The organism is Carnobacterium gallinarum DSM 4847 (assembly GCF_000744375.1).
Lineage (GTDB): Bacteria > Bacillota > Bacilli > Lactobacillales > Carnobacteriaceae > Carnobacterium > Carnobacterium gallinarum.
In genome coordinates this window covers 2,881,885-2,905,184 of sequence record NZ_JQLU01000005.1, presented here as the reverse complement: position 1 = coordinate 2,905,184, position 23,300 = coordinate 2,881,885, and the positions used below count along the sequence as shown (strand labels likewise).

23 protein-coding genes are annotated in these 23,300 nt (G+C 33.7%); 10 read left to right on the top strand and 13 right to left on the bottom strand.

Annotation, left to right across the window (positions count from 1 at the left end):
* Positions 1–44: 44 nt before the first annotated feature.
* Together BR43_RS18190 and BR43_RS18185 are read left to right on the top strand one after the other, a co-directional pair.
* Positions 45–788, top strand: coding sequence for a VOC family protein (locus BR43_RS18190; RefSeq protein ID WP_034564587.1), 744 nt, complete (start codon positions 45–47; stop codon positions 786–788).
* A 94-nt stretch (positions 789–882) separates the two neighbouring features.
* The gene (locus BR43_RS18185; RefSeq protein WP_034564585.1) at positions 883–1,317 is read left to right on the top strand and encodes a GNAT family N-acetyltransferase; all 435 of its coding nucleotides are present in this window, start codon (positions 883–885) and stop codon (positions 1,315–1,317) included.
* Between the two features lie 45 nt (positions 1,318–1,362).
* Here the strand turns inward: BR43_RS18185 and BR43_RS18180 are convergent, their stop codons facing one another.
* From BR43_RS18180 to BR43_RS18145, 8 genes are all read right to left on the bottom strand, one after another.
* Positions 1,363–2,004, bottom strand: coding sequence for an acetate uptake transporter (locus BR43_RS18180; protein ID WP_084679979.1), 642 nt, complete (start codon positions 2,002–2,004; stop codon positions 1,363–1,365).
* 229 nt (positions 2,005–2,233) lie between these two features.
* The gene (locus BR43_RS18175) at positions 2,234–2,635 is read right to left on the bottom strand and encodes a LapA family protein (RefSeq protein ID WP_034564580.1); all 402 of its coding nucleotides are present in this window, start codon (positions 2,633–2,635) and stop codon (positions 2,234–2,236) included.
* 151 nt (positions 2,636–2,786) lie between these two features.
* Complete coding sequence (locus BR43_RS18170) at positions 2,787–3,590, bottom strand: SDR family NAD(P)-dependent oxidoreductase (RefSeq protein WP_034564578.1); 804 nt, start codon at positions 3,588–3,590, stop codon at positions 2,787–2,789.
* A gap of 24 nt (positions 3,591–3,614) precedes the next feature.
* Positions 3,615–4,553, bottom strand: coding sequence for a ribonuclease Z (rnz, locus tag BR43_RS18165; RefSeq protein ID WP_034564576.1), 939 nt, complete (start codon positions 4,551–4,553; stop codon positions 3,615–3,617).
* A 94-nt stretch (positions 4,554–4,647) separates the two neighbouring features.
* Positions 4,648–6,525, bottom strand: a complete 1,878-nt coding sequence (locus BR43_RS18160; protein WP_034564574.1) for an acyltransferase family protein — start codon at positions 6,523–6,525, stop codon at positions 4,648–4,650.
* A gap of 185 nt (positions 6,526–6,710) precedes the next feature.
* A complete protein-coding gene (gene obgE / locus BR43_RS18155) occupies positions 6,711–8,018 on the bottom strand; it encodes a GTPase ObgE (protein WP_034565412.1) in 1,308 nt (435 codons plus the stop codon).
* Between the two features lie 390 nt (positions 8,019–8,408).
* Positions 8,409–9,164 carry an LPXTG cell wall anchor domain-containing protein gene (locus tag BR43_RS19335; protein WP_051934033.1) on the bottom strand — a complete coding sequence of 252 codons (756 nt, stop codon included), beginning with the start codon at positions 9,162–9,164 and terminating at the stop codon, positions 8,409–8,411.
* A 212-nt stretch (positions 9,165–9,376) separates the two neighbouring features.
* Positions 9,377–10,468, bottom strand: coding sequence for a DUF871 domain-containing protein (locus tag BR43_RS18145; RefSeq protein WP_034564572.1), 1,092 nt, complete (start codon positions 10,466–10,468; stop codon positions 9,377–9,379).
* Positions 10,469–10,802: 334 nt separating this feature from the next.
* Here BR43_RS18145 and BR43_RS18140 point away from each other — a divergent pair, with 334 nt between their 5' ends.
* The gene (locus BR43_RS18140; protein WP_034564570.1) at positions 10,803–11,570 is read left to right on the top strand and encodes a peptidylprolyl isomerase; all 768 of its coding nucleotides are present in this window, start codon (positions 10,803–10,805) and stop codon (positions 11,568–11,570) included.
* A 107-nt stretch (positions 11,571–11,677) separates the two neighbouring features.
* Here BR43_RS18140 and BR43_RS18135 read toward each other — a convergent pair whose 3' ends face one another.
* Both BR43_RS18135 and BR43_RS18130 read right to left on the bottom strand, forming a co-directional pair.
* On the bottom strand, positions 11,678–12,799 hold the full coding sequence (locus BR43_RS18135) for a DUF1648 domain-containing protein (protein WP_034564568.1): 1,122 nt from the start codon (positions 12,797–12,799) through the stop codon (positions 11,678–11,680).
* Positions 12,796–13,185: a GntR family transcriptional regulator gene (locus BR43_RS18130; protein WP_034564566.1), complete on the bottom strand. Its 390-nt coding sequence runs from the start codon at positions 13,183–13,185 to the stop codon at positions 12,796–12,798. Before BR43_RS18130 ends, BR43_RS18135 begins: the two co-directional genes overlap by 4 nt.
* Positions 13,186–13,768: 583 nt before the next feature.
* Between BR43_RS18130 and recA the strand changes: the two genes are divergently transcribed.
* From recA to BR43_RS18105, 5 genes are all read left to right on the top strand, one after another.
* Positions 13,769–14,806 carry a recombinase RecA gene (gene recA / locus BR43_RS18125; RefSeq protein ID WP_034565405.1) on the top strand — a complete coding sequence of 346 codons (1,038 nt, stop codon included), beginning with the start codon at positions 13,769–13,771 and terminating at the stop codon, positions 14,804–14,806.
* A 142-nt stretch (positions 14,807–14,948) separates the two neighbouring features.
* Entirely contained in the window at positions 14,949–15,458 is a 510-nt protein-coding gene (locus BR43_RS18120; RefSeq protein ID WP_034564564.1) for an Rrf2 family transcriptional regulator, read from the top strand.
* 135 nt (positions 15,459–15,593) lie between these two features.
* Positions 15,594–16,346 (top strand): DeoR/GlpR family DNA-binding transcription regulator, encoded by a 753-nt coding sequence (locus BR43_RS18115; protein ID WP_034564562.1) that lies wholly within the window; start codon positions 15,594–15,596, stop codon positions 16,344–16,346.
* On the top strand, positions 16,343–17,287 hold the full coding sequence (gene pfkB / locus BR43_RS18110) for a 1-phosphofructokinase (protein WP_034564560.1): 945 nt from the start codon (positions 16,343–16,345) through the stop codon (positions 17,285–17,287). The genes BR43_RS18115 and pfkB overlap by 4 nt, the downstream gene beginning before the upstream one ends.
* Positions 17,284–19,188, top strand: a complete 1,905-nt coding sequence (locus BR43_RS18105) for a PTS fructose transporter subunit IIABC (protein WP_034564557.1) — start codon at positions 17,284–17,286, stop codon at positions 19,186–19,188. The genes pfkB and BR43_RS18105 overlap by 4 nt, the downstream gene beginning before the upstream one ends.
* Before the next feature lie 110 nt (positions 19,189–19,298).
* On the opposite strand, the gene BR43_RS18100 is transcribed toward BR43_RS18105, so the two are convergent.
* Both BR43_RS18100 and BR43_RS18095 read right to left on the bottom strand, forming a co-directional pair.
* Positions 19,299–20,117, bottom strand: a complete 819-nt coding sequence (locus BR43_RS18100; RefSeq protein WP_034564552.1) for an ABC transporter permease subunit — start codon at positions 20,115–20,117, stop codon at positions 19,299–19,301.
* Positions 20,098–21,000, bottom strand: a complete 903-nt coding sequence (locus BR43_RS18095; protein ID WP_034564548.1) for an ABC transporter ATP-binding protein — start codon at positions 20,998–21,000, stop codon at positions 20,098–20,100. The genes BR43_RS18100 and BR43_RS18095 overlap by 20 nt, the downstream gene beginning before the upstream one ends.
* A gap of 179 nt (positions 21,001–21,179) precedes the next feature.
* Here BR43_RS18095 and BR43_RS18090 point away from each other — a divergent pair, with 179 nt between their 5' ends.
* Positions 21,180–21,506: a hypothetical protein gene (locus tag BR43_RS18090; protein ID WP_034564545.1), complete on the top strand. Its 327-nt coding sequence runs from the start codon at positions 21,180–21,182 to the stop codon at positions 21,504–21,506.
* A gap of 96 nt (positions 21,507–21,602) precedes the next feature.
* Positions 21,603–22,727, top strand: a complete 1,125-nt coding sequence (locus BR43_RS18085; protein WP_034564542.1) for an aminotransferase — start codon at positions 21,603–21,605, stop codon at positions 22,725–22,727.
* A gap of 46 nt (positions 22,728–22,773) precedes the next feature.
* Here the strand turns inward: BR43_RS18085 and BR43_RS18080 are convergent, their stop codons facing one another.
* Positions 22,774–23,130, bottom strand: coding sequence for a MerR family transcriptional regulator (locus BR43_RS18080; RefSeq protein WP_034564539.1), 357 nt, complete (start codon positions 23,128–23,130; stop codon positions 22,774–22,776).
* Between the last annotated feature and the right edge of the window lie 170 nt (positions 23,131–23,300).

Genomic DNA, 23,300 nt, shown 5'->3' with positions numbered 1-23,300 from the left:
TCTGTTATTCTTAACAAATGAAAAAAATATTAGGAGGATGATTCATGACTAATAAACCTACAACGAACCAAACAATCCCAATTTTTAATTGTTTTTATGAATTAGATAGTACCCTTGAATTTTATATAGCTTTAGGATTTAAACTAAGCTACTATCAAAAAGCACCTTATCGTTTTGCCAGTATCCAAAATGGAGTAATGGAGTTAAGTTTTTATGGTGATAAAAAATATGATGCTACTGAGCATACTAGTGGCTGTTATGTAATTCTAGAGAATATCACAGAACTACATGCTTCTATGAAAAAAAACTTACGTGCTTTTTATGGGAAAGTTCCTATTCAAGGACTACCCAGGATTTCACGCCTTAATAAGACTACAGAAGACTATCGATTCACAATCACGGATCCCAGTGGAAATGTTGTTATATTTGGAGAACCCCTGGGAGATTCTACCACGCTAATGACAGAAGAAGAGATTCGAGTAAAAAACGCAACAAAAACAGAGAAACTTTATACTCAAGCTTATCGTTATGCTTACTCAAAAGAGGATTATCCAGCAGCCTACCACACATTAACTTTTTTACTTCATAAATATAAGTCTGAGCTTCCCATAACTTTATTAATTAAAGCCAAAGTATTAGAAATTGATTTATTGATCTCTTTAGATCGAATTTCTTTAGCCAAACAAAAAATACAGGATATTACATTGATTTCGGTCACCGAAAAAGATAATCTAGACTTGCAGCTCTCTTTAGAACGTTTAAAGGAAATTAAAGAAGAGTTTCATTAAATACAGCTTTTTTGATTGTAAGTTAGATGGATAAACTTTATACTAAAAGTATTCATTTTTAGTATAAAACAATTTATTCTGGAGGGTTTAATTTATGTGGACAATTAAAACATTTGAAGAATTAACAACGAAAGAACTATTTATTATTTATAAAGAACGGGTGAAGATTTTTATTGTAGAACAGGATTGTCCTTATCAAGATATTGATGAGTTGGATTTAACTAGTTTACACGTTTTTAAAACCGATGAAGATGGTGTACTATTGGCTTATGGAAGAATTATCTCACAAGATTCACGCATTCACTTTGGGCGGATTATTGTGGCTAAAGAACAACGTGGAACTGGTCTGGGAAAAGAATTACTAACCATTATTTTAGATCATATTGCAAAACAATTCCCTACCCGTGAGGTTGAAATTCAAGCACAAGCATATCTTGAAAAATTCTATGGTAGCTTTGGATTTGTTCCAATATCAGAAGAATATTTAGAAGATAATATTCCTCACATTGACATGCTTTTACAAAAATAGAAAAAAACCTGACTAACAGTAACTGTTAATCAGGTTTTTTTCTTATTAAGCCTTTTTCTTCTTTGTAGATACTGGCTTTTTAATAATACCAAAAGGCTTTCCAATTGGTAAGAATGTATAACCAAAATGACCATTTAAAACTGCTGCACCACAACCATAAAATGAAAATAGTGCAATTAGAAATTCAGCAATTGCTGCAACCATATGGAAAAAGTCTGTTGCAATACCAAAGCTTGACATAAATAAACCAAGGAACAGGAAATCAATTAAAAAGAAAATAATAAATAAAACTTTATTTGTCTCTAATGCTCCAATTGTCATAAATACTGTAAAGATAAAGTAACCTAAGAAAGCAAAACCTAATTCTTTTGGATCAAATGAGCTTTGCAAACTTGCTCCAAATAATCCATTTTGTGTCATCCAGCTCATTCCCACACCAAACCAAAATAGTCCATATGCTGCAAATGCTGTTGCACCAAAAAGGTTGTTATGTTTAGCATCATAAGCAGAAGCTATCAATTGTGCCACGCCCCCTAAGAAAATCGCCCAAGGGATAACCCCACTAACTCCTTCTGTCCAACCTAATTTTTGTGAAGATGCTACCAAAGTTACAATTGCTAATCCAAAAAGTCCAATCGCTGTTGGATCAATAATGACTGTTTTTACTTCATAATGATTTTTTTCCACATTCATACTCCTTTAAAATAAAATTATCAACTCGTATAAAAATACCATTTCCAACGACTTCCGTCAATCAATTTTTATGTATAAATTTCCAAATTATCAAAAACATCCATTGAAAGCGAAATCATTATGAACAAACTAAAAACTTTACAAGATAAATTTTCTTCTAAAAAAAGAGCTTGCTGAATTAGCAAACTCTTTTTTTATTAGTCATTTCTACATTTAGCTCGTTTTATTTATCTAGAGTTATTGGAGCCGTTATTTTACTAACTAATTCATCTTCTAAAGCCTGAATTTTACTTTGTTGAGCTGCTAATTCTTCGTCCTTTACAACAATACGTGATTCCATTTCAGATTGAACTTTAGAAACCTCTTCATCAAGCTTTGCTTGTTGTTGATTTAATTCGTTTTCAGCATTTTTTAATCGTTTCTTTGTTTGAATACTTGAACCAGTTGAAACTAAAACAGTCACAATTGCTCCAATAAATAACGAACCTAAAATAATCATAATTAAAGGCCATTCTACTTTTGCAAATCCAAAATTAACTGGAACTGCTGCAACATTTAAAATAGCAAACAAAGCCACAATTAATACTAATATAATACCTACTACTAAACGCCATTGATTTTTCAATTTCTTTCACCCTTCCCATAAGTATTACATCTGTTTCTATATAAGAATACCTTTTTTTGGTTTTTTTGTCTAATCATTTAACTAGTCTTCATTAAAAATAGCTAGCCAATTCAATTAAGAATTTTGCTAGCTATCCATTTACTCAATTTAATTATTTAGCATTAAACATATTTGCAGCAATATAATCGCCCACAGTTGGGAATAATGTATATAATTTGCTAGCTACTTCTAATAATCCAGGCATATTTAACTCACGGCGAGGTACACCCATTAAGCCAACTACTCGGTTAGCAACCACAGTTGGATTTAAAACTAAGTGCTCCACTTTCTCAAGATAATCGCCACTCTTATCGGCAATATCAAAGAAATTCGTTTCAATTGGACCTGGATTGACCGTTGTAACATAAACCCCGAATGGCTTTAATTCTAATCGTAAAGCATTTGAATATCCTAAGACAGCAAATTTTGTTGCAGAATAAACAGAAGATTTTTGTGTTGCCATTTTACCAGCTTGAGAAGCAATATTAATAATATGGCCTGACATTCGATCTGTCATTTCAATAGCAACTAATTGAGTCATGTACATCATCCCTAAAACATTTACACGAAACATTTTTTCAGCCAGTGACATATCAAAATCAATCGCATTTTCAAAATAGCCAAAGCCAGCATTGTTTACTAAAACATCGATTGGTCCAACTTCGTCTCGAATTCGTTCAACAACCTCTTTGATATTTTCAGGATTGGCCACATCTAACTGAAATGCATAAGCTCTCTTACCAGATATGTCTTCACAATTTTGTTTCACTTTACCAAGTAGATTAATTCGTCTAGCACAAACAACCACTTTAGCATTTTGACTTGCACATGCATAAGCAATTTGTTCACCCAAACCACCTGATCCCCCAGTAATGACTACAACCTTATCCGTTAAATCTTTACGATTAGCTAACATATTTTTTCGCCCCTATCCTCTTTTTTACTTATCTGTTCTAACTAGTTGAATCTCAATTTCATCAAAATCTTTTACAATTTGACTTTGTTTAAAAATCGTTTGTGCTTCTTTTTCTAAAGCATAGGCTTCTTTCCCCAAATACCTAGCACTGATATGAGTGAGCAATAAACGTTTGGCTTGAGCTTCTTTAGCCACCTCAGCCGCATCTAAAGAAGTCGAGTGATGATAATCACGAGCAATTTTGCGATCAGCTCCATCAAAAGTACTTTCGTGAACTAAGATATCTGCATTTTTTGCTAAACGGACACTATTTGGATGTTTACGAGTATCTCCTAAAATTGTCACAATCCGACCTTTTTGAGCTTCACCAACATAATCTGCCCCATTAATTATCCGTCCATCACTTAACGTCACTTGCTCTCCATTTTTTATTCGTCCATACAAAGGACCAAAAGGAACACCGGCTTCTTTTAAGCGATTCACTTGTAGCATTCCTTGGTGATCACTTTCGACAACTCGATAACCAAAGGATTGAATACCATGATCCAATTCTAAACACGTTACTTTAAATTGACTATCTTCAAATAAAATACCCGCTTCACTAATTTCATGAAAATTCAATGGATATTTTAGATGTGTACCAGAAACTCGTAAGCTAGTTAAAACATACTCTCTAATTCCAACTGGACCATAAACCGTTAGCGGCATATCCCCCCCTTGAAACGAACGACTGCTTAGTAATCCTGGTAAACCAAAAATATGATCTCCATGTAAATGTGTAATAAAAATCTTATCAATTTTTCTTGGCTTTAAGGTTGTATGCAAAATTTGTTGCTGCGTGCCTTCACCACAATCAAATAACCAAATACTATTTCGTTCTTCTAAAAGTTTTAAAGCAATACTTGTTACATTACGATGTTTTGCTGGAACACCAGCACCAGTTCCTAAAAATAATAACTCCATTTATCCGTATCCAATCTCTATAAAATTCTATTTACCGCTCTCCTATATTTTATCAGAAAATATAAAATTTATCTAAGAAATATTCTTATTCAACTTATTTCTTTTGATCTGTTAAAATCGCTTTTGCAATTAACTCGGCATACTGTTCAGCACCTATTTCATTTGGATGAACACCATCTTCATAAAACCAGTCTGTTTTTCCAGCACTATAGCTATTCCAATCAATTACTTGAATATTTTTATAACGTGTTGCTACATTTTTTATACCTTGATTAACACTATTTTTCCAATTTTTTGGGACTTGAGTATTAATAATATAAATTTTTCTTTTTTCACCAATTGTCAAAATGAGATCGTCTATCTGCTTATCCGTGAATGCACCATTTGTTCCTAATTCTAAAACAACTGGATTTCCTAATTTATTTTGTTGTTTTAAAGTAGTGACAACAGGCAATGTATTATATAATTGTCGTCCAATTTCACCATCTATTGTTGCTAAAGGAAAAACTTCTTCAAGTGGACTCACAACACTTAATAAAACGGAATCGCCAACAAAAGTAATATCCATCTGACTAGCGACTTTCATTTGTTCATCGCTTAAGCCGTATACTGCTTGCTTAACTGGAAGTTGTTGAGCATTTTTATCCTTTTCTTTATCGGTCTTTTGTTTTTCAATTTTTGCTTTATTCGCCCTAAGTTTCTCCGCTAAACGAATGGTTGCTGGACTATCACCAACAGGAGCCGTTATAAATCCGACTAATGAGACAATCAACACTAAACTTAATAAGACAACTCCTGCTTTTTGTATCCATGCTTTAGGCGATTTCTCCTGCCAGAATTCTTTTAAGCGGTTTATTAGGACTTCTCCATTTAAGATAGCTCGCACATTTAACTTTTTAAAGGGCATCTCAATGAAGCGATAAGAAGCCTCAGCAATAACAATAATTAAAACTAGTTGAATGATTAAATGTCGAATTGGCTGTAAACTTGTGTCTCCCACCTTAACCTCATACAAAACCATAATCGGATATTGCCATAAATATAAACCATAACTACGTTCACCTAGCCACTTTAAAGGCTGAACACTCAATAATTTTGAAAACCAGGTTGCTGGATGAGCAGTGACTCCAATTAATACAGCACTAATTAGACTATAAATAAAAATCCCACCATAATAAGTAAATGGATTATTATCTGTCACTGTTACCATCATAAAAATTAAGCCGACACTTGCGACTAAACCAATAGCATCTAAGGTTAATTGGCCTTTTCGAGGAATAGTTGCCTTTAATCGATTACTTGGCCAAACAAAAGCTAAGGCAGAACCAATTAACAACGAAAAAGAACGTGTATCTGTTCCGTAATAAACACGACTTGGATCACCACCTGGAACATACAAAAATGCCATCAACAATCCCGACACTAAAGCTACTCCCATAAATGTCCAAAAAATCCGAATATTTTTCTTAATAAAAACGATTGCAACAACTACTAAAATTGGCCAAATCAAATAAAATTGACCTTCAATCGCCAAAGACCATAAGTGAACAAACGGAGAAGGTGTCGCAAAACGGTCAAAATAAGAATCCCCTTGCATAATCTGCCACCAATTGTTTAAATACAATAAGCTGCTAATAATTGTATTCCGAATATTTAATAATAAATTCCGTTCAAAAATAGTGATCCAACCAGTAACTAGAATTAACATAGTTACCAATGCTGGGTATAGACGATTCAAGCGTCGCTTCCAAAATTGTTTTAAACTAATTTTTTGATTTTGTTCAAACTCTTGAATCAATAAATCTGTAATCAAATAACCTGATAATACAAAAAAAATCGGAACACCTAAGAAACCACCTGGCACCATATGGGGAGTTAAATGATAAAAAATAACACCTAATACAGCTAATGCTCGAATTCCATCTAAACCAGACATATAACGACTTTTCTTTAGTCTTTTTTGATTCTCCATTTTTTTAACTCCTTTTACTCCACACATCAATAAAATAAGCGTAGGCTTCTTTTACATTTTAACAAACCTTTGTTAAATAAGCGATACAAATTGATTGTCAAATTCCTTAAATTTTACTTTAAATTACATTAAAAAACGTCAAACTAATTTTTTTAGTTTGACGTTTCTCTATTTAGACATTCGTTTTATTCAACAAATTCAAATTCATATTTCATGATACGAACGATGTCGCCATCTTTAGCACCACGAGCGCGCATTTCTTCATCTACGCCCATTGCTCTCAACTGACGAGCAAAACGCATGATACTTTCATCGTGTTCAAAGTTCGTCATCTTGAATGTTTTCTCAAGCTTATCTCCACTAAGAACCCAAGCTGCATCTGGATCACGAGTAATCTCAAAGCCTTTTTCTTCTGGTGTATGTTTGTACATTACCGTTTCATCTTCATCCTCTAACTCATAAAGAGGGAACTCAGAAGTAACATCCAGTACATCAGCAGCAGCACTTAATAAATTATTCATCCCTTTATGACTAATCGCTGAAATTGGGAAAACTTGAACATCATCGGCAAACTCATCTTCTTTTAAGGCATTTACTTTTTCTTTAAAGACTTTTAAGTTTTCTTCTGACTCTGGCATATCCATTTTATTGGCTACGATTAATTGCGGACGTTCCATCAAACGTAAGTTATACGTTTCTAGTTCCTTGTTAATTGCTAAATAATCATCAAATGGATCACGACCTTCACTACCACTCATATCAATAACATGAAGAATAACACGAGTCCGTTCAATATGACGTAAGAATTGTGTTCCTAAACCAATACCTTGTGAAGCTCCTTCAATCAGTCCTGGTAAATCAGCCATAACAAAACTACGACCATCTTCTGCTTGAACCATACCTAAGTTAGGCACAAGAGTTGTAAAGTGATATGCACCGATTTTAGGACGTGCTTTTGATACAATTGATAGAATAGTTGATTTCCCAACAGAAGGAAAGCCTACTAAACCAACATCTGCAAGTACTTTTAGTTCTAATTCTAAATTGCGTTCTTGTCCTGGTTCACCATTTTCAGCGATTTCAGGTGCTGGATTACGAGCTGAAGCAAAACGAATATTCCCGCGACCTCCGCGACCACCTTCAGCAACAATTAATTGTTGACCTTCATGCACTAAATCACCTAAAACTAAACCAGTATCTGTATCACGAACCGTTGTACCTGGTGGAACTTTAATTAGATTATCTCCAGCTCCACGACCATGCATTCCTTTGCTCATACCTTTTTCACCATCTTGAGCTTTAAAATGACGATTGAAACGGAAATCCATTAAAGTTCTTAATCCTTCATCAACAACAAAAACAACATTTCCGCCGTTTCCACCATCACCACCTGCAGGACCACCATCAGGTACATATTTTTCTCGACGAAAAGCAACCATACCATTCCCACCGGAACCTGCTTTAACATTAATTGTCACTTGATCTAAAAACATTGACATATTTTCTTCCTCCTCATTTTCTGAGTTTGTGAGAATTTAACTTTAATCATTTATCTAATTCATTAAGCTACTCATTGGATTATTGCGACTACTCTAAGTGTTACACTTGTTCCAAGATGTAATTTAAGATGCGAATTCTCAAAACACATTCGCCATTTAATTGAGGTATGTTCAGTCTACCCCACCTTAATCCATTCTCTATTGTACTGGTCAAAGATTACTTTGTCTATAAAGAACGATAGATTTAATTGAATTTTTAGGAATCCCTTTAAGAAATAGTCTAGCTAAAAGTCAAAATATCCAGCCTGTGAGTCAGCTAAATGCAAAAAAAAAGCCTATTAAATTAGGAGTTTTTTCTTTATCTTATTGGTTGGCTTGGCTCTACTAAACGTTTCTCTTCTTTAAATACAGACTAAAAAAGGCTAGAACTGTCACTACTATTCCTATTAAGCTCAACCTGTTATTGATTTGCGTTTCACCTGTTTGTGGAAATGTATCAGTCACATAAATGGGTGTTGTAGTGCTTTGAATCTTTGTCTTCGCACTAGAAGAACCAGCCGCTAACAGAGTGTCTTGGGCTGATTCTTGATTTGTTGCATTTATTTTGGATTGACCACTAACAGCTGCTTGTTTGCCATCCTCAGCTGTCTCTTCTTCGGGTACTGTAGAATCAACCGGCATATCCGGAGGTGACTCAACATTGAACATTGAATTAACATCATCTGTTTCTTCTGGAATACTTTCATAGCCAGCACCTGTCTCAACTGGAGCAACACTGTCTGTAGTGGCCTCATCTGAATTAGGTGTTTCTTTTTTTGCTTCTTTGTTTCCTGTTTCTTTACTCTCAGATTCTTGACTTTCAGTCTCTGTTTTTTCTGAAGTTTGCTTTTCAGAACTTTGACTTTCTGACGCTGAAGATTGACTATCTTTACTTTCTTTACTTTCTTCACTACCGATACTTTCTTTTTTATTAGTTGATTTTGATTCAGTTTTTTCCCTTGAACTACTTGCACTCAAACTACTATCTACAGTATCTTTTGAAAAAAGGCCTAAGTCTGTAAATGAAGCAACTGCAGTGACTGCCAATCCTAATCCCAATGTCCCAATAATAATAAGTCCTAACAAGGTTGAATTTTTCATTCTAAATACCTCCACTTCTTAACCAGTTTGCTATGTAAAACATGCTGTATATCTATTATACGTTTATTTTATAAAAAACGCACGCTTCTCTTAGTTTTTTGTTTTATAAAATTCACTTCTAACTAGAATAAATTCAAATTTCTTTCACAAATTTTAAAATAAACTAAATAGATAGATTCCAACGAGGCAATCTATCTATTAGACTAGAGTATTTATTTGTTGTCAATTAATTTAAAGTTTGACCACGGTTTTAAGAATTCTAGTAAAAATAATTCATCCTCACTGACTCTACCCACTACATTGACACGCCCAATATTTTTCATATCTTTTAATGCAATTTGCATTTCGCCTTTATATTGACCAAAATCAACATTGTCAATTAGTAAATCGCCACGAGTCATATCTGTTGTATCGTGTGGTGGGAATGCTTCATTCTTGTATTTGATCCGAGTCATTGTTGAACGTAAGATATACGCTGAACGATCACCACGGTAACTGTGTAATTCATCTAATACAACTTTGCGTTCAACGTCGCTAATCGTTTCTGATAGGTCAACCTTCACTGAAGGATAGTCTGCATTAAAGGCTTCAGCCATTGCTTTTAACTCTTCTTCAGATGCGTAAGCATTTCCAATAATAATATCATCAATTAAATCAGTTAGGACAAAATGTTTTACTTGAGTAGCGATTTCTAAATCACGATGATCTTCTAATGAACAAAGTCCATCTTGCATTGGCCAAGGTCCAAATGTAGCTGCATGTGAATTGACAAAAGCAGCTGTATTTAAGTTATGGTTGCGGTATTGATTTGAACAATATACAAAATGGTTGTACTCTAAACCTGAATAACGATGTGGATAAAAATTATGTGAGCCTAGTAAATTTTCTCGATTAGGAGAATAAGCCATGATACTTTCAATGTACTTAGTACCTGAGCTCATGTTCACTTCAATTTTAATTCCATACGGATTTCTTGTCATACGAGCTTCTTCTTGACCAGTAAAACCAATATCCAAGCGGATTCCATAAGCACCCATTTTATGGAAAAAAGATAAATCATCGTAAGAGATGTTTAACTGTGTAAACAATCCTGGATTAATGTCCACCATCACTTCCATGCCTAAGCTGTTTGCATAAGCAACTACTTTGTTAAAACTACCTAAAACTTTGTCTGCGTCTCCGTCAATTTCCAATAGACTAGTAAACACCCGTTTATAGCCATATTTATGTGCTAAATCTAAATAAGCTTGATCTTCTTCAAATGTTGAACGTTCTGGATAAATCGAAATACCTAATTTTCCCATGATTAATAAAACCTCCATATGTTAGTAGTTGACAGACAATCAAATCATTTGCCTAACACTTGCATTATAGCAAATGAAAGCAATTTCATCTAGGCAATTTCGCAATTCTTTTTTTGAAAAACCGACTATAAATAATTGGTATTATGCCATCCAATACTGTAAGCGTGTTCTATAAACTACTTATCACCAAACTGGTATAGTCTATTTTAATTTCTTTACTCATTACACGAAAAAATAAAAATCAAGTAAATTATAAACCTACTATTTCAAAACAAACTAATTTCAGGTAGAATAAAAGAGTTCTGACAAAAAAGTAGGAAAGTGTGGTAAAAATATGAAAAATAAAAAATTAGTCTGGGGCGTCATTCTATTAATTATTGCGATTATCGCAATTGTTGTAGGAGTTGTTTATGCGAATAATAATAAAAGTGATGATGCTAAAACAGCACAATCTTCTTCGATTAGTCAAGTTACGGAAAGTAGTAGCAGCGTAGAAGCTGTTGATTTCTCAAACTTAACCTTACCTCAACTGACAACAGATGTAACTGATAAAGAAGCTGTTGTTGAAATCGTAACAACCATGGGATCGATTAAGATTAAATTATTCCCACAATATGCACCAAAAGCAGTTGAGAACTTTATAACTCACAGTAAAAACGGATATTATAACGGAACAATTTTCCATCGCGTTATTGAGAATTTCATGATTCAAGGTGGCGATCCTGATGGAACAGGTATGGGTGGACAAAGTATCTGGGGCAAACCATTTGGCGTTGAAACTTCCCCTGAGCTTTATAACATTCGTGGCGCATTATCCATGGCAAAAACAAACGAACCTATTTCAATTGGTAGTCAGTTCTATATCGTTCAAAATACAGACGATATGAGCGGACAAACAAATTCAAGTACAACCCCTGAAAAAATTGTTGATGCTTATAAAAAAGGTGGATATCCAAGTTTAGATGGTGGATATACAGTTTTTGGTCAAGTTATTGAAGGTATGGATATTGTAGATAAAATCGCAGCTGTCAAAGTTACGAATGACAAACCTGATGAAGATATCAAAATCGAAAAAATCAATATTATTCAAGAAGCAAAATAAAAACTTCTTTAGTAAAAAAACTCTTAGCTTATTCCATTACGGAATAAAGCTAAGAGTTTTTTTATTCTATACATTGTTTCTCCCACAATTTTAGGTGCATCTAAAGCCTACATAAATAGCAGAGTAATCATAATTGGAAAGCATAACAGCCCCAGTAAAAAGCACCATGTTTGCCAACGAGCCATATTCATCGTAATTCCAATACCAAAACGTTTCTCTACCCAGACAGAAGGATCTTTAGGATTAAAATAAATAGCCCCCATTTTCCAACTAGCGTCATCGTCATAACCAGATACTGTTTTAGTTTCTGAATCTGTTGCATTTCTTACTTTAAAACGTTCACCACTTTGTCCGTATTTAAATGATAGATAAATTGATCCACCAAGTATTAGGACGAAAAATAGCACAAGAACTAGCGGAAAATTAATTTTATCCATCCAATTAAAAATCATTACCAATTGAATCACCGCCATCAACAATTGAACAGCAATTGAAAGTATCAGCATAAATACAGACCAAGCATATCGAAACGCTCGATTCTTTTCAACAGATACTTCCGGGTGTCGTGGATCAATTTTTTGTTTGGCTTTTTGAAACGAATAATTAGAAAGATAAAAAATCCCCATCATAAACACTTGAATTATAGGTACGTAAAGTATCGTAAAGATAGTTTTAGTCGTCATTCTATCTGGTTGCATATCAATAGTCCAATGAGTGACTATCTGGTGAGGAATACGATCATAATTGACAAAGGTAATTGCTACAACTAAAACAATGATCAAAAGATTCGTCAGTAGAATAAAGTAGCTAGGAACGATCAATTTTCTATGGCGATAGTTTGTATCAATCACTAAATCTTGCAATTCTAGCTCTGAAACAGGCAATTCAGCTTTGAAATTCATTATTTTTTTACGAATTGTCAAAAATAATATGCTTGTAACTGTAAAGAATACTACTAAAGCAAAAAGCAAATAAAAAGAAATCCAAAGAGCAGCTTTCTCAGCATCTTCAAATCCAATAAAATAAATTATGGGTACTGCTAAAATAATCCCCAGTAGAATATTTACCCAAAGGAACTTTTTTTGTTGTGTTTTTACTAAAGAGTTATTTTGATATTTTTCTGGTAAAGTCACACCAAATTGACTACTACGATTAAAATATGGAGTCACACCACTAGACACTCCAACAAAAATTATTATGATACTCATTAATCCTGCAAATTCAATCATGATTTGTCACTCTCTTTCAGCGTATTTTCAATTTCATTTCGCATTTTAGAAATACTCTCTTCTGTTAAATTAAAAATCTTTGCATCAATCAATAATTCTTCCAATCGTTCACGATAATTGTGGAGATATTTTTGATTCATTTCTATCATCAAATTAGGGTTCACCATGAAACCTTTTTTCTGTTGAGCTAAAACACCTTCTTCAACTAATAGTTTATAAGCTTTATTAACCGTATGCATATTAATTCCAATATCACCAGCTAAACTACGAACACTAGGCAATCCTTCTCCTGGAAGCAGCTCTTTCTTGATGATTCCCCGCTTAATTTGGTAAATCAATTGTGTATAAATAGGTGTTTCACTATTCGGTTGAATACGAATGTACATGCAGGCTCCTCCTTAGAGACTAATTTCTTTTAGCACATCATCACTATAACACCAGATACGTTCTATTACAAATAGAACATTTTTAAATTTAGTAAAAAAGGGTTCTCAAATGACAGTCACCATATAATCAGTTAAACTAAGTCTATATTCCTTGGAGGTGATTTACATGAAACAATCTTTCCGTACAATAAGCACCATCTTTCAAATTATCACTTTAAGTTTTGCTCTATTTACAGCCATTACCAAACTAAAAAACGAATTAAATAAAAAAGCTTAAGTCAATGAAGGGCTACTTTTAACACAAATTAAAGCAGTCCTTTTAATTAAATTAAAATTTTTTCACACTATTCTCTACTTTTTGCATATACTCTTTATGTAACGACTTTAATGAGCTTCGCTTTCATCCAAAGCTGATGCAGAACAAGGAAAATTACGTTATACCAGAAAAATATGTTACTTATTTAGTCAAATGTTCTTTACTTATCGAACGATTGTTCGTATACTATAAATAGAGATATAGTTTAGAGGAGGAAAATTAATAATGGCAAAAGAAAAATCAGCTCCAAGAGAACTATCACAAAAAATGGGCGATGGCAAACAAGCGGCTTTAAGTAAAGCCTTAAGTAAAATTGAAAAAGATTTTGGTAAAGGCGCTATTATGAAGTTAGGTGAAAAAACTTCTATGAAGATTGAAACTATTTCAACAGGATCAATTGCTTTAGATGTTGCATTAGGTGTTGGTGGTTACCCTAAAGGAAGAATTCTTGAAGTATACGGACCAGAAAGTTCTGGTAAAACAACAATGGCTTTACATGCAATTGCGGAAGCTCAAAAAGCTGGTGGAACAGCCGCTTTTATTGATGCTGAACATGCATTAGATCCAAAATATGCAGCAGCTTTAGGCGTAAATATTGATGATCTACTTTTATCTCAGCCCGACACTGGTGAACAAGCATTGGAAATCGCTGATGCCTTAGTTTCTAGTGGTGCAGTTGATATACTAGTAGTAGATTCTGTAGCAGCTTTAGTTCCACGTGCTGAGATTGAAGGCGAAATGGGACAAAGCCACGTTGGACTTCAAGCCCGTCTAATGTCACAAGCACTACGTAAACTATCTGGTTCAATCAACAATACAAAAACAATTTGTATTTTTATTAATCAAATTCGCGAAAAAGTTGGTGTAATGTTTGGAAATCCCGAAGTTACTCCTGGTGGGCGTGCGTTAAAATTCTATGCAACTATTCGCTTAGAAGTACGTCGTGCTGAACAAATCAAAACGGGTACGGATATTCTAGGAAACCGTACAAAATTAAAAGTTGTCAAAAATAAAGTTGCTCCTCCCTTCAAAGTTGCTGAAGTAGACATTATGTATGGAGAAGGTATTTCACGCGCTGGTGAATTAGTTGATATGGCAGCTGATCGTGATATTATCGATAAAGCTGGTGCTTGGTACTCTTATAATGGCGAGCGAATCGGTCAAGGCCGTGAAAATGCAAAAAAATATTTACTAGATAATTCTGAGCTTTATGCTGAAATCGAGAAAAAAGTTCGTGACATTTATTTTGCTGAAGCTGATCCAACAACCCCAACTTCAACAGAAACAGAGACTACAGAAAAATAAACAAAAAAGAACAGCACTTAGCTGCTGTTCTTTTTTGTATACATAGTTTCACTCAATTTTTAATGATAATTCAACATTCTTGGAGGTTATGTTATACTATTATTGAGTTTTACTCCATAGTATATAGAAAGAAGGTAAAAAGATGAAACTAACTAAAAGTTTAGAACAAGCAATCTGTATTATGACATTACTGGCTACTCAAGATAAAGAAATTCCAGTCACATCAGCTGTCATTAATCATCGCCTAAACGGCTCTCCTACATACATTAAGAAATTAATGCGTAAACTAGTTGTTAAAAATCTAGTCACTTCGGTATCAGGAAATAACGGTGGATTTACGCTAGTTGATTCTCCAAAAAAGATTTCAATTCTGCAGATTATCGAAGCAGTTGAAGGCAACATTAGTACCTATCCGAATTCTGGCTTAATCGATATCGTCTTCCAAGATATGCAAGTCGCTGCGAATCAAGGAGAAATCGTGTTAGCCAATGTATTTGATGAAGCAGATGCATTGTGGACAAACTTTTTAGCTACTCAAACTGTTGCTGATTTGCTTTATAAAACTTTAGGAAGAAATGAGATTCTTGTTTTAAATTGGAATGAACTTGATGAACATCAAAGTTTATTACAAAAAATACTTCCTACTAAATAAAAAATTGTTAAAGGCTTAAACCACTATTTTATGGGTTTAAGCTTTTTATTAACACTTTTTTTGAAAACGTTGACACTTTATGATTGATTTTGAACGTTTTTGATGGTAAACTAATTTTATCAAAGGGGGGATTATATGCTTACTGAAGAAAGACATGCCTTTATCTTAAAACGATTGCAGACTGATGGAATTGTTAAATCTCAAGATTTAATTATTGATTTAAAAGCTTCTGAATCAACTATCCGAAGAGATTTAGCCCTTTTAGAAGAAGCTGGCGAACTGATTCGGGTCCACGGTGGTGCTAAACGAAATTATCACTTAGATACTGAATTAGACATGAAAGAAAAATCATTCAAAAACATCCACGAAAAAAAACAAATTGCGGAATTAGCCGCTACTTTTGTAAAAGATAATGACATGATTTATATTGATGCTGGTTCAACTACTCTTGAGTTCATTCCTTTTTTAACTCAATTTAATATTACAGTCGTCACAAATGGCGTTCAACATGCCTCACTTCTAGCAGATGCTAATATCCAAACATTTCTAGTTGGTGGTCAACTTAAAAATTCAACTAAAGCTATTATTGGGGCCACAAGTGTTGCTGAATTATCTGGTTATCAATTTGATAAAGCCTTTCTTGGTATGAACGGTATTCATCCTAAATTTGGTTTTACAACACCTGATCCTGATGAAGCTGCGTTAAAATCGGTTGCGTTAAAACAAAGTTTTGAAAATTTTGTTTTAGTGGATAGTAGTAAATTTGATAAAATTAATTTTGCTAAAGTTGGCACACTTGAGGAAGCTACAATTATTACCCAGACTCTCGAGCCACAGCATCTTCAAACGTATTTAAATTATACAAAAATTATAGAGGTGAGAAAATGATTTATACAGTTACATTAAATCCATCAATTGATTATATTGTCCATCTAAAAGAAGTTAATCTAGGTGAGCTTAACCGAATGGACAGCGATATTAAATTACCAGGTGGAAAAGGAATTAACGTTTCACGAGTTTTAAACCAATTAAATTACACCACCACTACCTTAGGTTTTCTTGGTGGTTTCACTGGAAACTTTATTCATGATTGGTTAAAAAAAGAAAGAGTAGCTACTGACTTTATTCAAATAAAAAATGATACTCGAATCAATATTAAATTAAAATCGACTTCTGAAACTGAGGTTAATGGCTTAGGTCCTGTTATTTCAAATGAAGAAGCACACGCATTGTTAGAACAATTAAAAAAACTAACGCCACAGGATGTTATTATTTTATCTGGTAGCAAACCGCCCTCTCTTCCAAATGATTATTATCATCAAATGATTCAATTAATCAAACAATCTGGAGCTGAATTTGTCATTGATACGACTGGAGCCGATCTGATGGATGCCTTACCTTTCCATCCAATTTTAGTTAAACCAAATCATCATGAATTGGCTGATTTGTTTAATGTTCAATTTACTAGCATTGAAGATATGCTTCCATACGGACAAAGATTATTAGAACTTGGGGCTCAGTATGCTTTGATTTCTATGGCTGGTGATGGAGCCCTCTTCTTCACTCCAGAGGGGATTTATACATCAAATGTTCCAAAAGGTTCTGTAAAAAATTCAGTTGGAGCAGGAGATTCTATGATTGCTGGTTTTATCGGTACGCTTGTAGCAACTGCTGATCCTTTAAAAGCTTTCCAAATGGGCGTTGCTACTGGTAGTGCCACTGCATTCTCAGATGATTTAGCAACTAAAGAAAAAGTCTTCACTCTAGTTTCAGAAGTTCATGTAACCAGAAAACAATACAAATCAGATATATCGGAGGAATTATCATGAAAATTAAAGATCTATTAGTCAAAAATGTCATGATTATGGATTTAAAAGCAACAACTAAAGAAGCGGCTATTGATGAAATGATTACTAGTTTAGCTGCTAGCGGACGTATTAATGACTCAGTCTTATATAAAGAAGGAATTATGAAACGCGAGGGACAAACTTCAACTGGTTTAGGTGATGGAATTGCTATGCCTCATGCAAAAACAAAAGCAGTAAACGAAGCAACTGTATTATTCGCTAAAAGTAACCATGGTGTTGATTATGATTCATTAGATGGACAACCAGCCTTTCTCTTCTTTATGATTGCTGCTCCAGAAGGCGCTAACGATACACATTTGCAAGCATTGGCTGGTTTATCGCGTTTATTAATCAATCCTGACTTTGTTGCTTCTTTGAAAACAGCAACCACTCCTGAAGAAGTACAAGAACTTTTTTCCGCTGCTGAAGCAAAACATGATGCTGAAGAAAAGGCAGAAGAAGAAGCTATAAAACTAGCGGCAACAACTGCTGATACTAGCAAGAAACCTTTTGTTGTTGCTGTAACTGCCTGTCCAACAGGAATTGCTCATACTTATATGGCTGAGGATGCTTTAAAGAAAAAAGCGACTGAAATGGGCGTAGAAATCCGCGTGGAAACAAATGGTTCTGAAGGAATCAAGCATCGCTTAACGGATGCTGAAATTGCTCGTGCTAGTGGTGTTATCGTAGCTGCTGATAAAAATGTTGAAATGGATCGTTTCAGTGGAAAACCTGTATTAGAACGACCTGTTAGTGATGGCATTCGTAAATCTGAAGAGCTAATTACAAAAGCAGTTGCAGGCGATGCTCCGATTTATCATGGGACTGGTGAAAAATCAGCTAATGATTCAAGTGAACGTAGTGGTGGTTCTCTTTGGAGTAAAATTTATAAAGATTTAATGAACGGTGTTTCCCACATGTTGCCTTTTGTTGTTGGCGGCGGGATTTTAATGGCTATTTCTTTCTTAGTTGAAAATATGGCAGGCGATAAAAGTGAAGCCTTTCTTTTCCTTAATTCAATTGGTGGAAATGCATTTAGCTTCTTAATTCCAATTTTAGCCGGATTCATTGCTATGAGTATTGGCGATCGACCTGGATTAATGCCTGGTATGGTTGGTGGATTTATGGCTGTTGAAAGTGGCGCTGGCTTCTTAGGTGGTTTAGCTGCTGGTTTTATTGCTGGTTACATTATTGTTGGCTTAAAATATATATTTAGAAAACTACCTAAATCTCTTGATGGAATTAAACCTATCTTACTTTATCCTGTCTTAGGCTTGCTTATTATTGGGGCGGTCATGTACTTTATTATTGATCCAATTTTTGGTGGGATTAATACAGCTATGATTGACTTCTTAGAAAATCTAGGAACTGGTAATGCTGTTTTACTTGGTGCTTTGCTTGGTGGAATGATGGCTTTTGATATGGGTGGTCCATTTAATAAAGCCGCTTATACCTTCTCTATTGGTGTCTTTACAGATACGGGTGATGGTAAGTTAATGGCTGCTGTTATGGCGGGGGGTATGGTACCTCCATTAGCAATCGCTCTTGCCTCTACTATTTTTAAAAATAAATTTACAGCTGATGAAAGAAAATCAGGTTTAACTAATTATATTTTAGGCTTATCATTCATTACAGAAGGGGCAATTCCTTTTGCCGCAGCTGATCCAATACATGTTATCGGTTCTTCAGTAATTGGTGCTGTTGTTGCAGGTGGTTTAACACAATTCTGGGGAATTAGTATTCCAGCTCCGCATGGTGGTATATTTGTTATTTCACTTGCAAACCATGCTCTTCTCTTCTTACTAGCCTTAGCAATTGGAACGGTGATATCTGCCTTAATTTTAGGCATCTGGCGTAAACCAGTTAATGCACTAAAAAGTTAATTAGTTTAAAAAAAGTTGAAATATAAGTCTTAACATAATACCCCTCACAAGGAATTTATATTTCTTGTGAGGGGTATTGTGTTGACTTCTAGTCAGTCATCTCCATTTGTTTAACTGATTTTTAAATCTTTCCTTTGATAAATGAAGCTACTTGCTACAGAAAAAAATACGATAACTCCTACTAGAATTATTAAATAAGTCCAACCCATCCAACCTTTTACAAGATTAGCTGGCACACCATAATGTAACAGTGACATATATTTAAAAAAGCTGACTCTATCATTTATTTCAGATAAAACACCTAACACATAAGTACCAAAAACTATTCCTAAAGATAGTCCTGTTGCTTGCTTACTCGATTGAAGAAGCGTTGAACAGAAGAAACCAATGGCTAATAACGCAATCAAAATAAGACCATCATTTAAGAAAATTGTACTTAATTTTGCCAATACAACACTAGATCGATCGTTGCTATTTTTAAAAAGCAGAACAAGTATAGTCGATAAACTAAATGTGATTGCCCAAAATACTATTAAAATAGAGAGACTCGCAATAAATTTTGTCCAAACCAGTTCTTTACGGGTAATTGGTTGAGCATATAAAAATTCAATTGTTCCATCGCTTTCTTCTTTAATTAATGACTGAGAACCTAACAAAACGGCATATATTCCTGAGGCTAGAACAATGTATTGAAAAACATAAGCAAAATAGCCCATTACATTTAATAAACTTCCGCTATCATTTAGATTAAATATTTTTAAAATATTTTGAGGTAACGCATTCATCTTTGAATTCACAATATCAGCTAAACCTGCATTCTTCATACTAGGAAATACAGACATAAACAATAATAGGATTAGTCCAACAACTCCACACCAAACAAAAACACTTTTAAATTGTGTTCTCCATTCAATTTTTAGAATGTTCATGATTGTATTCCCCCTCATACATTGCTAAAAATTTATCTTCTAAATCTTGATTCTTAATAACAATATCCGTAATAGTTGGATGTATAAACAAGGGTAAGACTGTTTGAATATCCCCATCAAAAAACAAATCAAGCTGATCTTCAGTTTGATGAATCTTCCGCATACCAGCAACCTGAAACAATTTTGAATCTAAGTTTTTTCCACGTAATTGAATAATCTTACCATCTGCCTTGTCTTTATCAATATCTTCAACAGTTAAAATCTCACCTGCTTTAATAAACGCTGCCCGTGTACAATAATTTTGTACTTCTGTTAAATCATGACTAGACAGAAAAACAGTCATGCCTGATTGATTTTTTTTAGTGAGCAATTCAAACAAACGATGCTGCATCAAGGGATCTAATCCATTTGTTGGTTCATCTAAGATCATTAGTCGAGGTTCTGCAATTAAACCACTTACAATGGCAATTTTTTTCTTATTTCCTAAGGACATCTCGCCTAATTTTTTCTGTGGTTCAATCTCAAAAAGGTCATAATAATCATTTGCTTTTTTCGTTGCCTGATGAATTCCATGAAAAGAAGCTGCATACCCAATAATTTCTGCCGCTGTCATATTTGGATAAAACCGAACATCACTTGATACATAACTCACTTCTTTTTTGATCGTTTTTGATTCACGAACACTATCTTTACCTAAAATTTTAGCTGTTCCACTGGTTGGATAAATAAAATTTAAAAGCGCTTTAATTGTTGTTGATTTGCCTGCTCCATTAGGTCCAATAAAGCCATACATCTCACCTTCACTCACATCTAAGCAAATATTTTTAATTACTGAATGGTGTTGATAATTTTTAGTTAATCCTATAATTTCAATTGCTTTCATAGCTACTACACTCCTTTATAAGACTTCAAATGGTCAATAAATCAACCAAAGAATACCCTTTATTTCCTACTGAGTCAATAGATAGGATTAAAAATTGGAACATTCCTATTGACCTGATACGCGTTTCATAAATTATACTAAAGATCATTCAAACGATTATTTGAAAGGATGAGAAATAAATGCATGGAATTATTGAAGTATCAGATATGTTAGGCTTAGACTATCAATATGTAACGATTATTATGAAGGAGAATTCGATTTACATTACACGTCAACATGTATTTTATCAAGCTAAACCACTTTGTATCCCATTAAATCAATTAGAGAATATCCAGTTTTCAATAAAACAAAATCGTCATACTCTTTCATTTACATTTTCAGAAACACATTATTTTATTATTGAGAATGCCTCTCTTTCAATTTTAGCTTTAGCAGAATTTATACATTGCGCTAGTTTTGCTTATTATCAAAAATATGTTTCGTTGCCATTGGAATTTCAGCATTAACAACGGTATTTCTTTATTCATAAAAATTTATATTTATTTATTTACTTTTTTGCTGTAAAGTTAAGGAAGACCTTTTGAAAGAAATGAGGATGTCCTATGAATATTGCCAATTTTGGTGTAGAAGAATGGTTAAATCAAAAAGAAGATGCAGCTATTTATGATTTAGCAGGTAGCTCGATTGCCTCTTTTACATTAGAAGAAATTATTACAATTGATGGAAAAACCACTCCTGAAGCGTTTTTCGCTAAACTATTGCCAAAAAAAATGAATTATGGCTGGATTGAAGGTTCACCTGAATTTAAGCAGGAAGTAAGTAAACTCTATCAGAATATGCCTGTAGAAAATATTTTACAAACTAATGGAGCTACGGGGGCAAATTTATTAGCTTTATATGCAATAATTGAACCAGACGACCATGTCATTTCTATGTATCCTAGCTACCAACAACTTTATGATATTCCAAAATCCCTTGGTGCGGATGTTTCTTTTTGGGAAATGCGCGAGGATAAGCATTGGGAATTGGATTTGTCAGAACTAGAAGCATTAATCCAACCAAATACAAAAATTATTTGTTTAAATAATGCCAATAATCCAACCGGCACAATTTTGAATCATGACGCTCTAAGGAAAATTAGTCAGTTAGCTGAACAAGTTGGTGCTTATGTTTTAGTTGATGAAGTTTATCAACCTTTAGATCCCAAATTTCAAATTCCATCAATCGTTGATATCTATGATAAAGGTATTGCGACAAATAGTTTATCTAAAACCTATTCATTGCCAGGGGTTCGAGTTGGATGGATTGCTAGCAATCATGAATTAGCCGACTTATTTAGGAAGTATCGTGATTATACAATGATTTGTGCTGGAGTTCTTGATGATGCTTTGGCTGTGCATACCTTAAAAAATAAGGAAGCTGTTTTAAAACGCAATCAAGAGTTAGTTTTAACCAACTTACAAATTTTAAAGAATTGGGTACAGCAAGAATCACGAGTGTCCTTAGTTTTTCCTAAAGCTGTTTCGACTAGTTTCATCAAGTTAGATATTCCTCTTGAAATCGAGCTTTTCTGCACTCAGTTATTAGAAGATACTGGTGTTCTATTAGTTCCTGGAAATCGTTTTGATGTACCTAAACATGCACGATTAGGATACTGTACTCCAACAAAAACATTAATCGCTGGATTGGAACAATTATCAAGCTACTTAAAAAAATTTGATGACTAAAAAAAGAAAGATTGACTTGTTTTTCAGTCAATCTTTCTTTTTTTAGTTAACTATATTCTTTCATTTTTTGTTCAATAAATGTTTGTGCCTCTACCAGCTCTTTAATCATATTATTTATTTTTATATATTCTCCATTTAATAAAAATTCTGCTTCATTAGAGTCTGATATCTCACCATTAACAATCTTGCCATACTCTCTTAACTCTATCAAAGGCAAACTATTGCGTTTTAATTTTTTGACAATTTCTAAAAAACGAATATACTCAATATCGTCTTCTGTATAAGAACGATATCCATTAGCTTCTCTTGAGATATTCTTTAAGATTCCCTCATGCTCATAATACCGAATTACCTGAGGTTTGATTCCAATTTTTTGTGACACTTGATTAATTTTATAACTCATTATATCCTCCACTGTATCAATTTACTTGACCAAATTCTTATTTTATTTTTCTTCATTAAAACAAATTACTAAGTACCCATACTTATTATTAAAACAACCCCAACAAATTATAAATCACTATCATTATTTTAACATTTGAAGTTTGCGAAAGCTACCTTTTTATCAGCAAT

Coding starts and splice junctions, on each gene's coding strand:
- BR43_RS18190 (WP_034564587.1), top strand. CDS start 45: ATGACTAATAAACCTACAACGAACCAAACAATCCCAATTTTTAATTGT.
- BR43_RS18185 (WP_034564585.1), top strand. CDS start 883: ATGTGGACAATTAAAACATTTGAAGAATTAACAACGAAAGAACTATTT.
- BR43_RS18170 (WP_034564578.1), bottom strand. CDS start 3,590: ATGTTAGCTAATCGTAAAGATTTAACGGATAAGGTTGTAGTCATTACT.
- rnz (WP_034564576.1), bottom strand. CDS start 4,553: ATGGAGTTATTATTTTTAGGAACTGGTGCTGGTGTTCCAGCAAAACAT.
- BR43_RS18160 (WP_034564574.1), bottom strand. CDS start 6,525: ATGGAGAATCAAAAAAGACTAAAGAAAAGTCGTTATATGTCTGGTTTA.
- obgE (WP_034565412.1), bottom strand. CDS start 8,018: ATGTTTTTAGATCAAGTGACAATTAATGTTAAAGCAGGTTCCGGTGGG.
- BR43_RS19335 (WP_051934033.1), bottom strand. CDS start 9,164: ATGAAAAATTCAACCTTGTTAGGACTTATTATTATTGGGACATTGGGA.
- BR43_RS18145 (WP_034564572.1), bottom strand. CDS start 10,468: ATGGGAAAATTAGGTATTTCGATTTATCCAGAACGTTCAACATTTGAA.
- BR43_RS18140 (WP_034564570.1), top strand. CDS start 10,803: ATGAAAAATAAAAAATTAGTCTGGGGCGTCATTCTATTAATTATTGCG.
- BR43_RS18135 (WP_034564568.1), bottom strand. CDS start 12,799: ATGATTGAATTTGCAGGATTAATGAGTATCATAATAATTTTTGTTGGA.
- BR43_RS18130 (WP_034564566.1), bottom strand. CDS start 13,185: ATGTACATTCGTATTCAACCGAATAGTGAAACACCTATTTATACACAA.
- recA (WP_034565405.1), top strand. CDS start 13,769: ATGGGCGATGGCAAACAAGCGGCTTTAAGTAAAGCCTTAAGTAAAATT.
- BR43_RS18120 (WP_034564564.1), top strand. CDS start 14,949: ATGAAACTAACTAAAAGTTTAGAACAAGCAATCTGTATTATGACATTA.
- BR43_RS18115 (WP_034564562.1), top strand. CDS start 15,594: ATGCTTACTGAAGAAAGACATGCCTTTATCTTAAAACGATTGCAGACT.
- pfkB (WP_034564560.1), top strand. CDS start 16,343: ATGATTTATACAGTTACATTAAATCCATCAATTGATTATATTGTCCAT.
- BR43_RS18105 (WP_034564557.1), top strand. CDS start 17,284: ATGAAAATTAAAGATCTATTAGTCAAAAATGTCATGATTATGGATTTA.
- BR43_RS18100 (WP_034564552.1), bottom strand. CDS start 20,117: ATGAACATTCTAAAAATTGAATGGAGAACACAATTTAAAAGTGTTTTT.
- BR43_RS18095 (WP_034564548.1), bottom strand. CDS start 21,000: ATGAAAGCAATTGAAATTATAGGATTAACTAAAAATTATCAACACCAT.
- BR43_RS18090 (WP_034564545.1), top strand. CDS start 21,180: ATGCATGGAATTATTGAAGTATCAGATATGTTAGGCTTAGACTATCAA.
- BR43_RS18085 (WP_034564542.1), top strand. CDS start 21,603: ATGAATATTGCCAATTTTGGTGTAGAAGAATGGTTAAATCAAAAAGAA.
- BR43_RS18080 (WP_034564539.1), bottom strand. CDS start 23,130: ATGAGTTATAAAATTAATCAAGTGTCACAAAAAATTGGAATCAAACCT.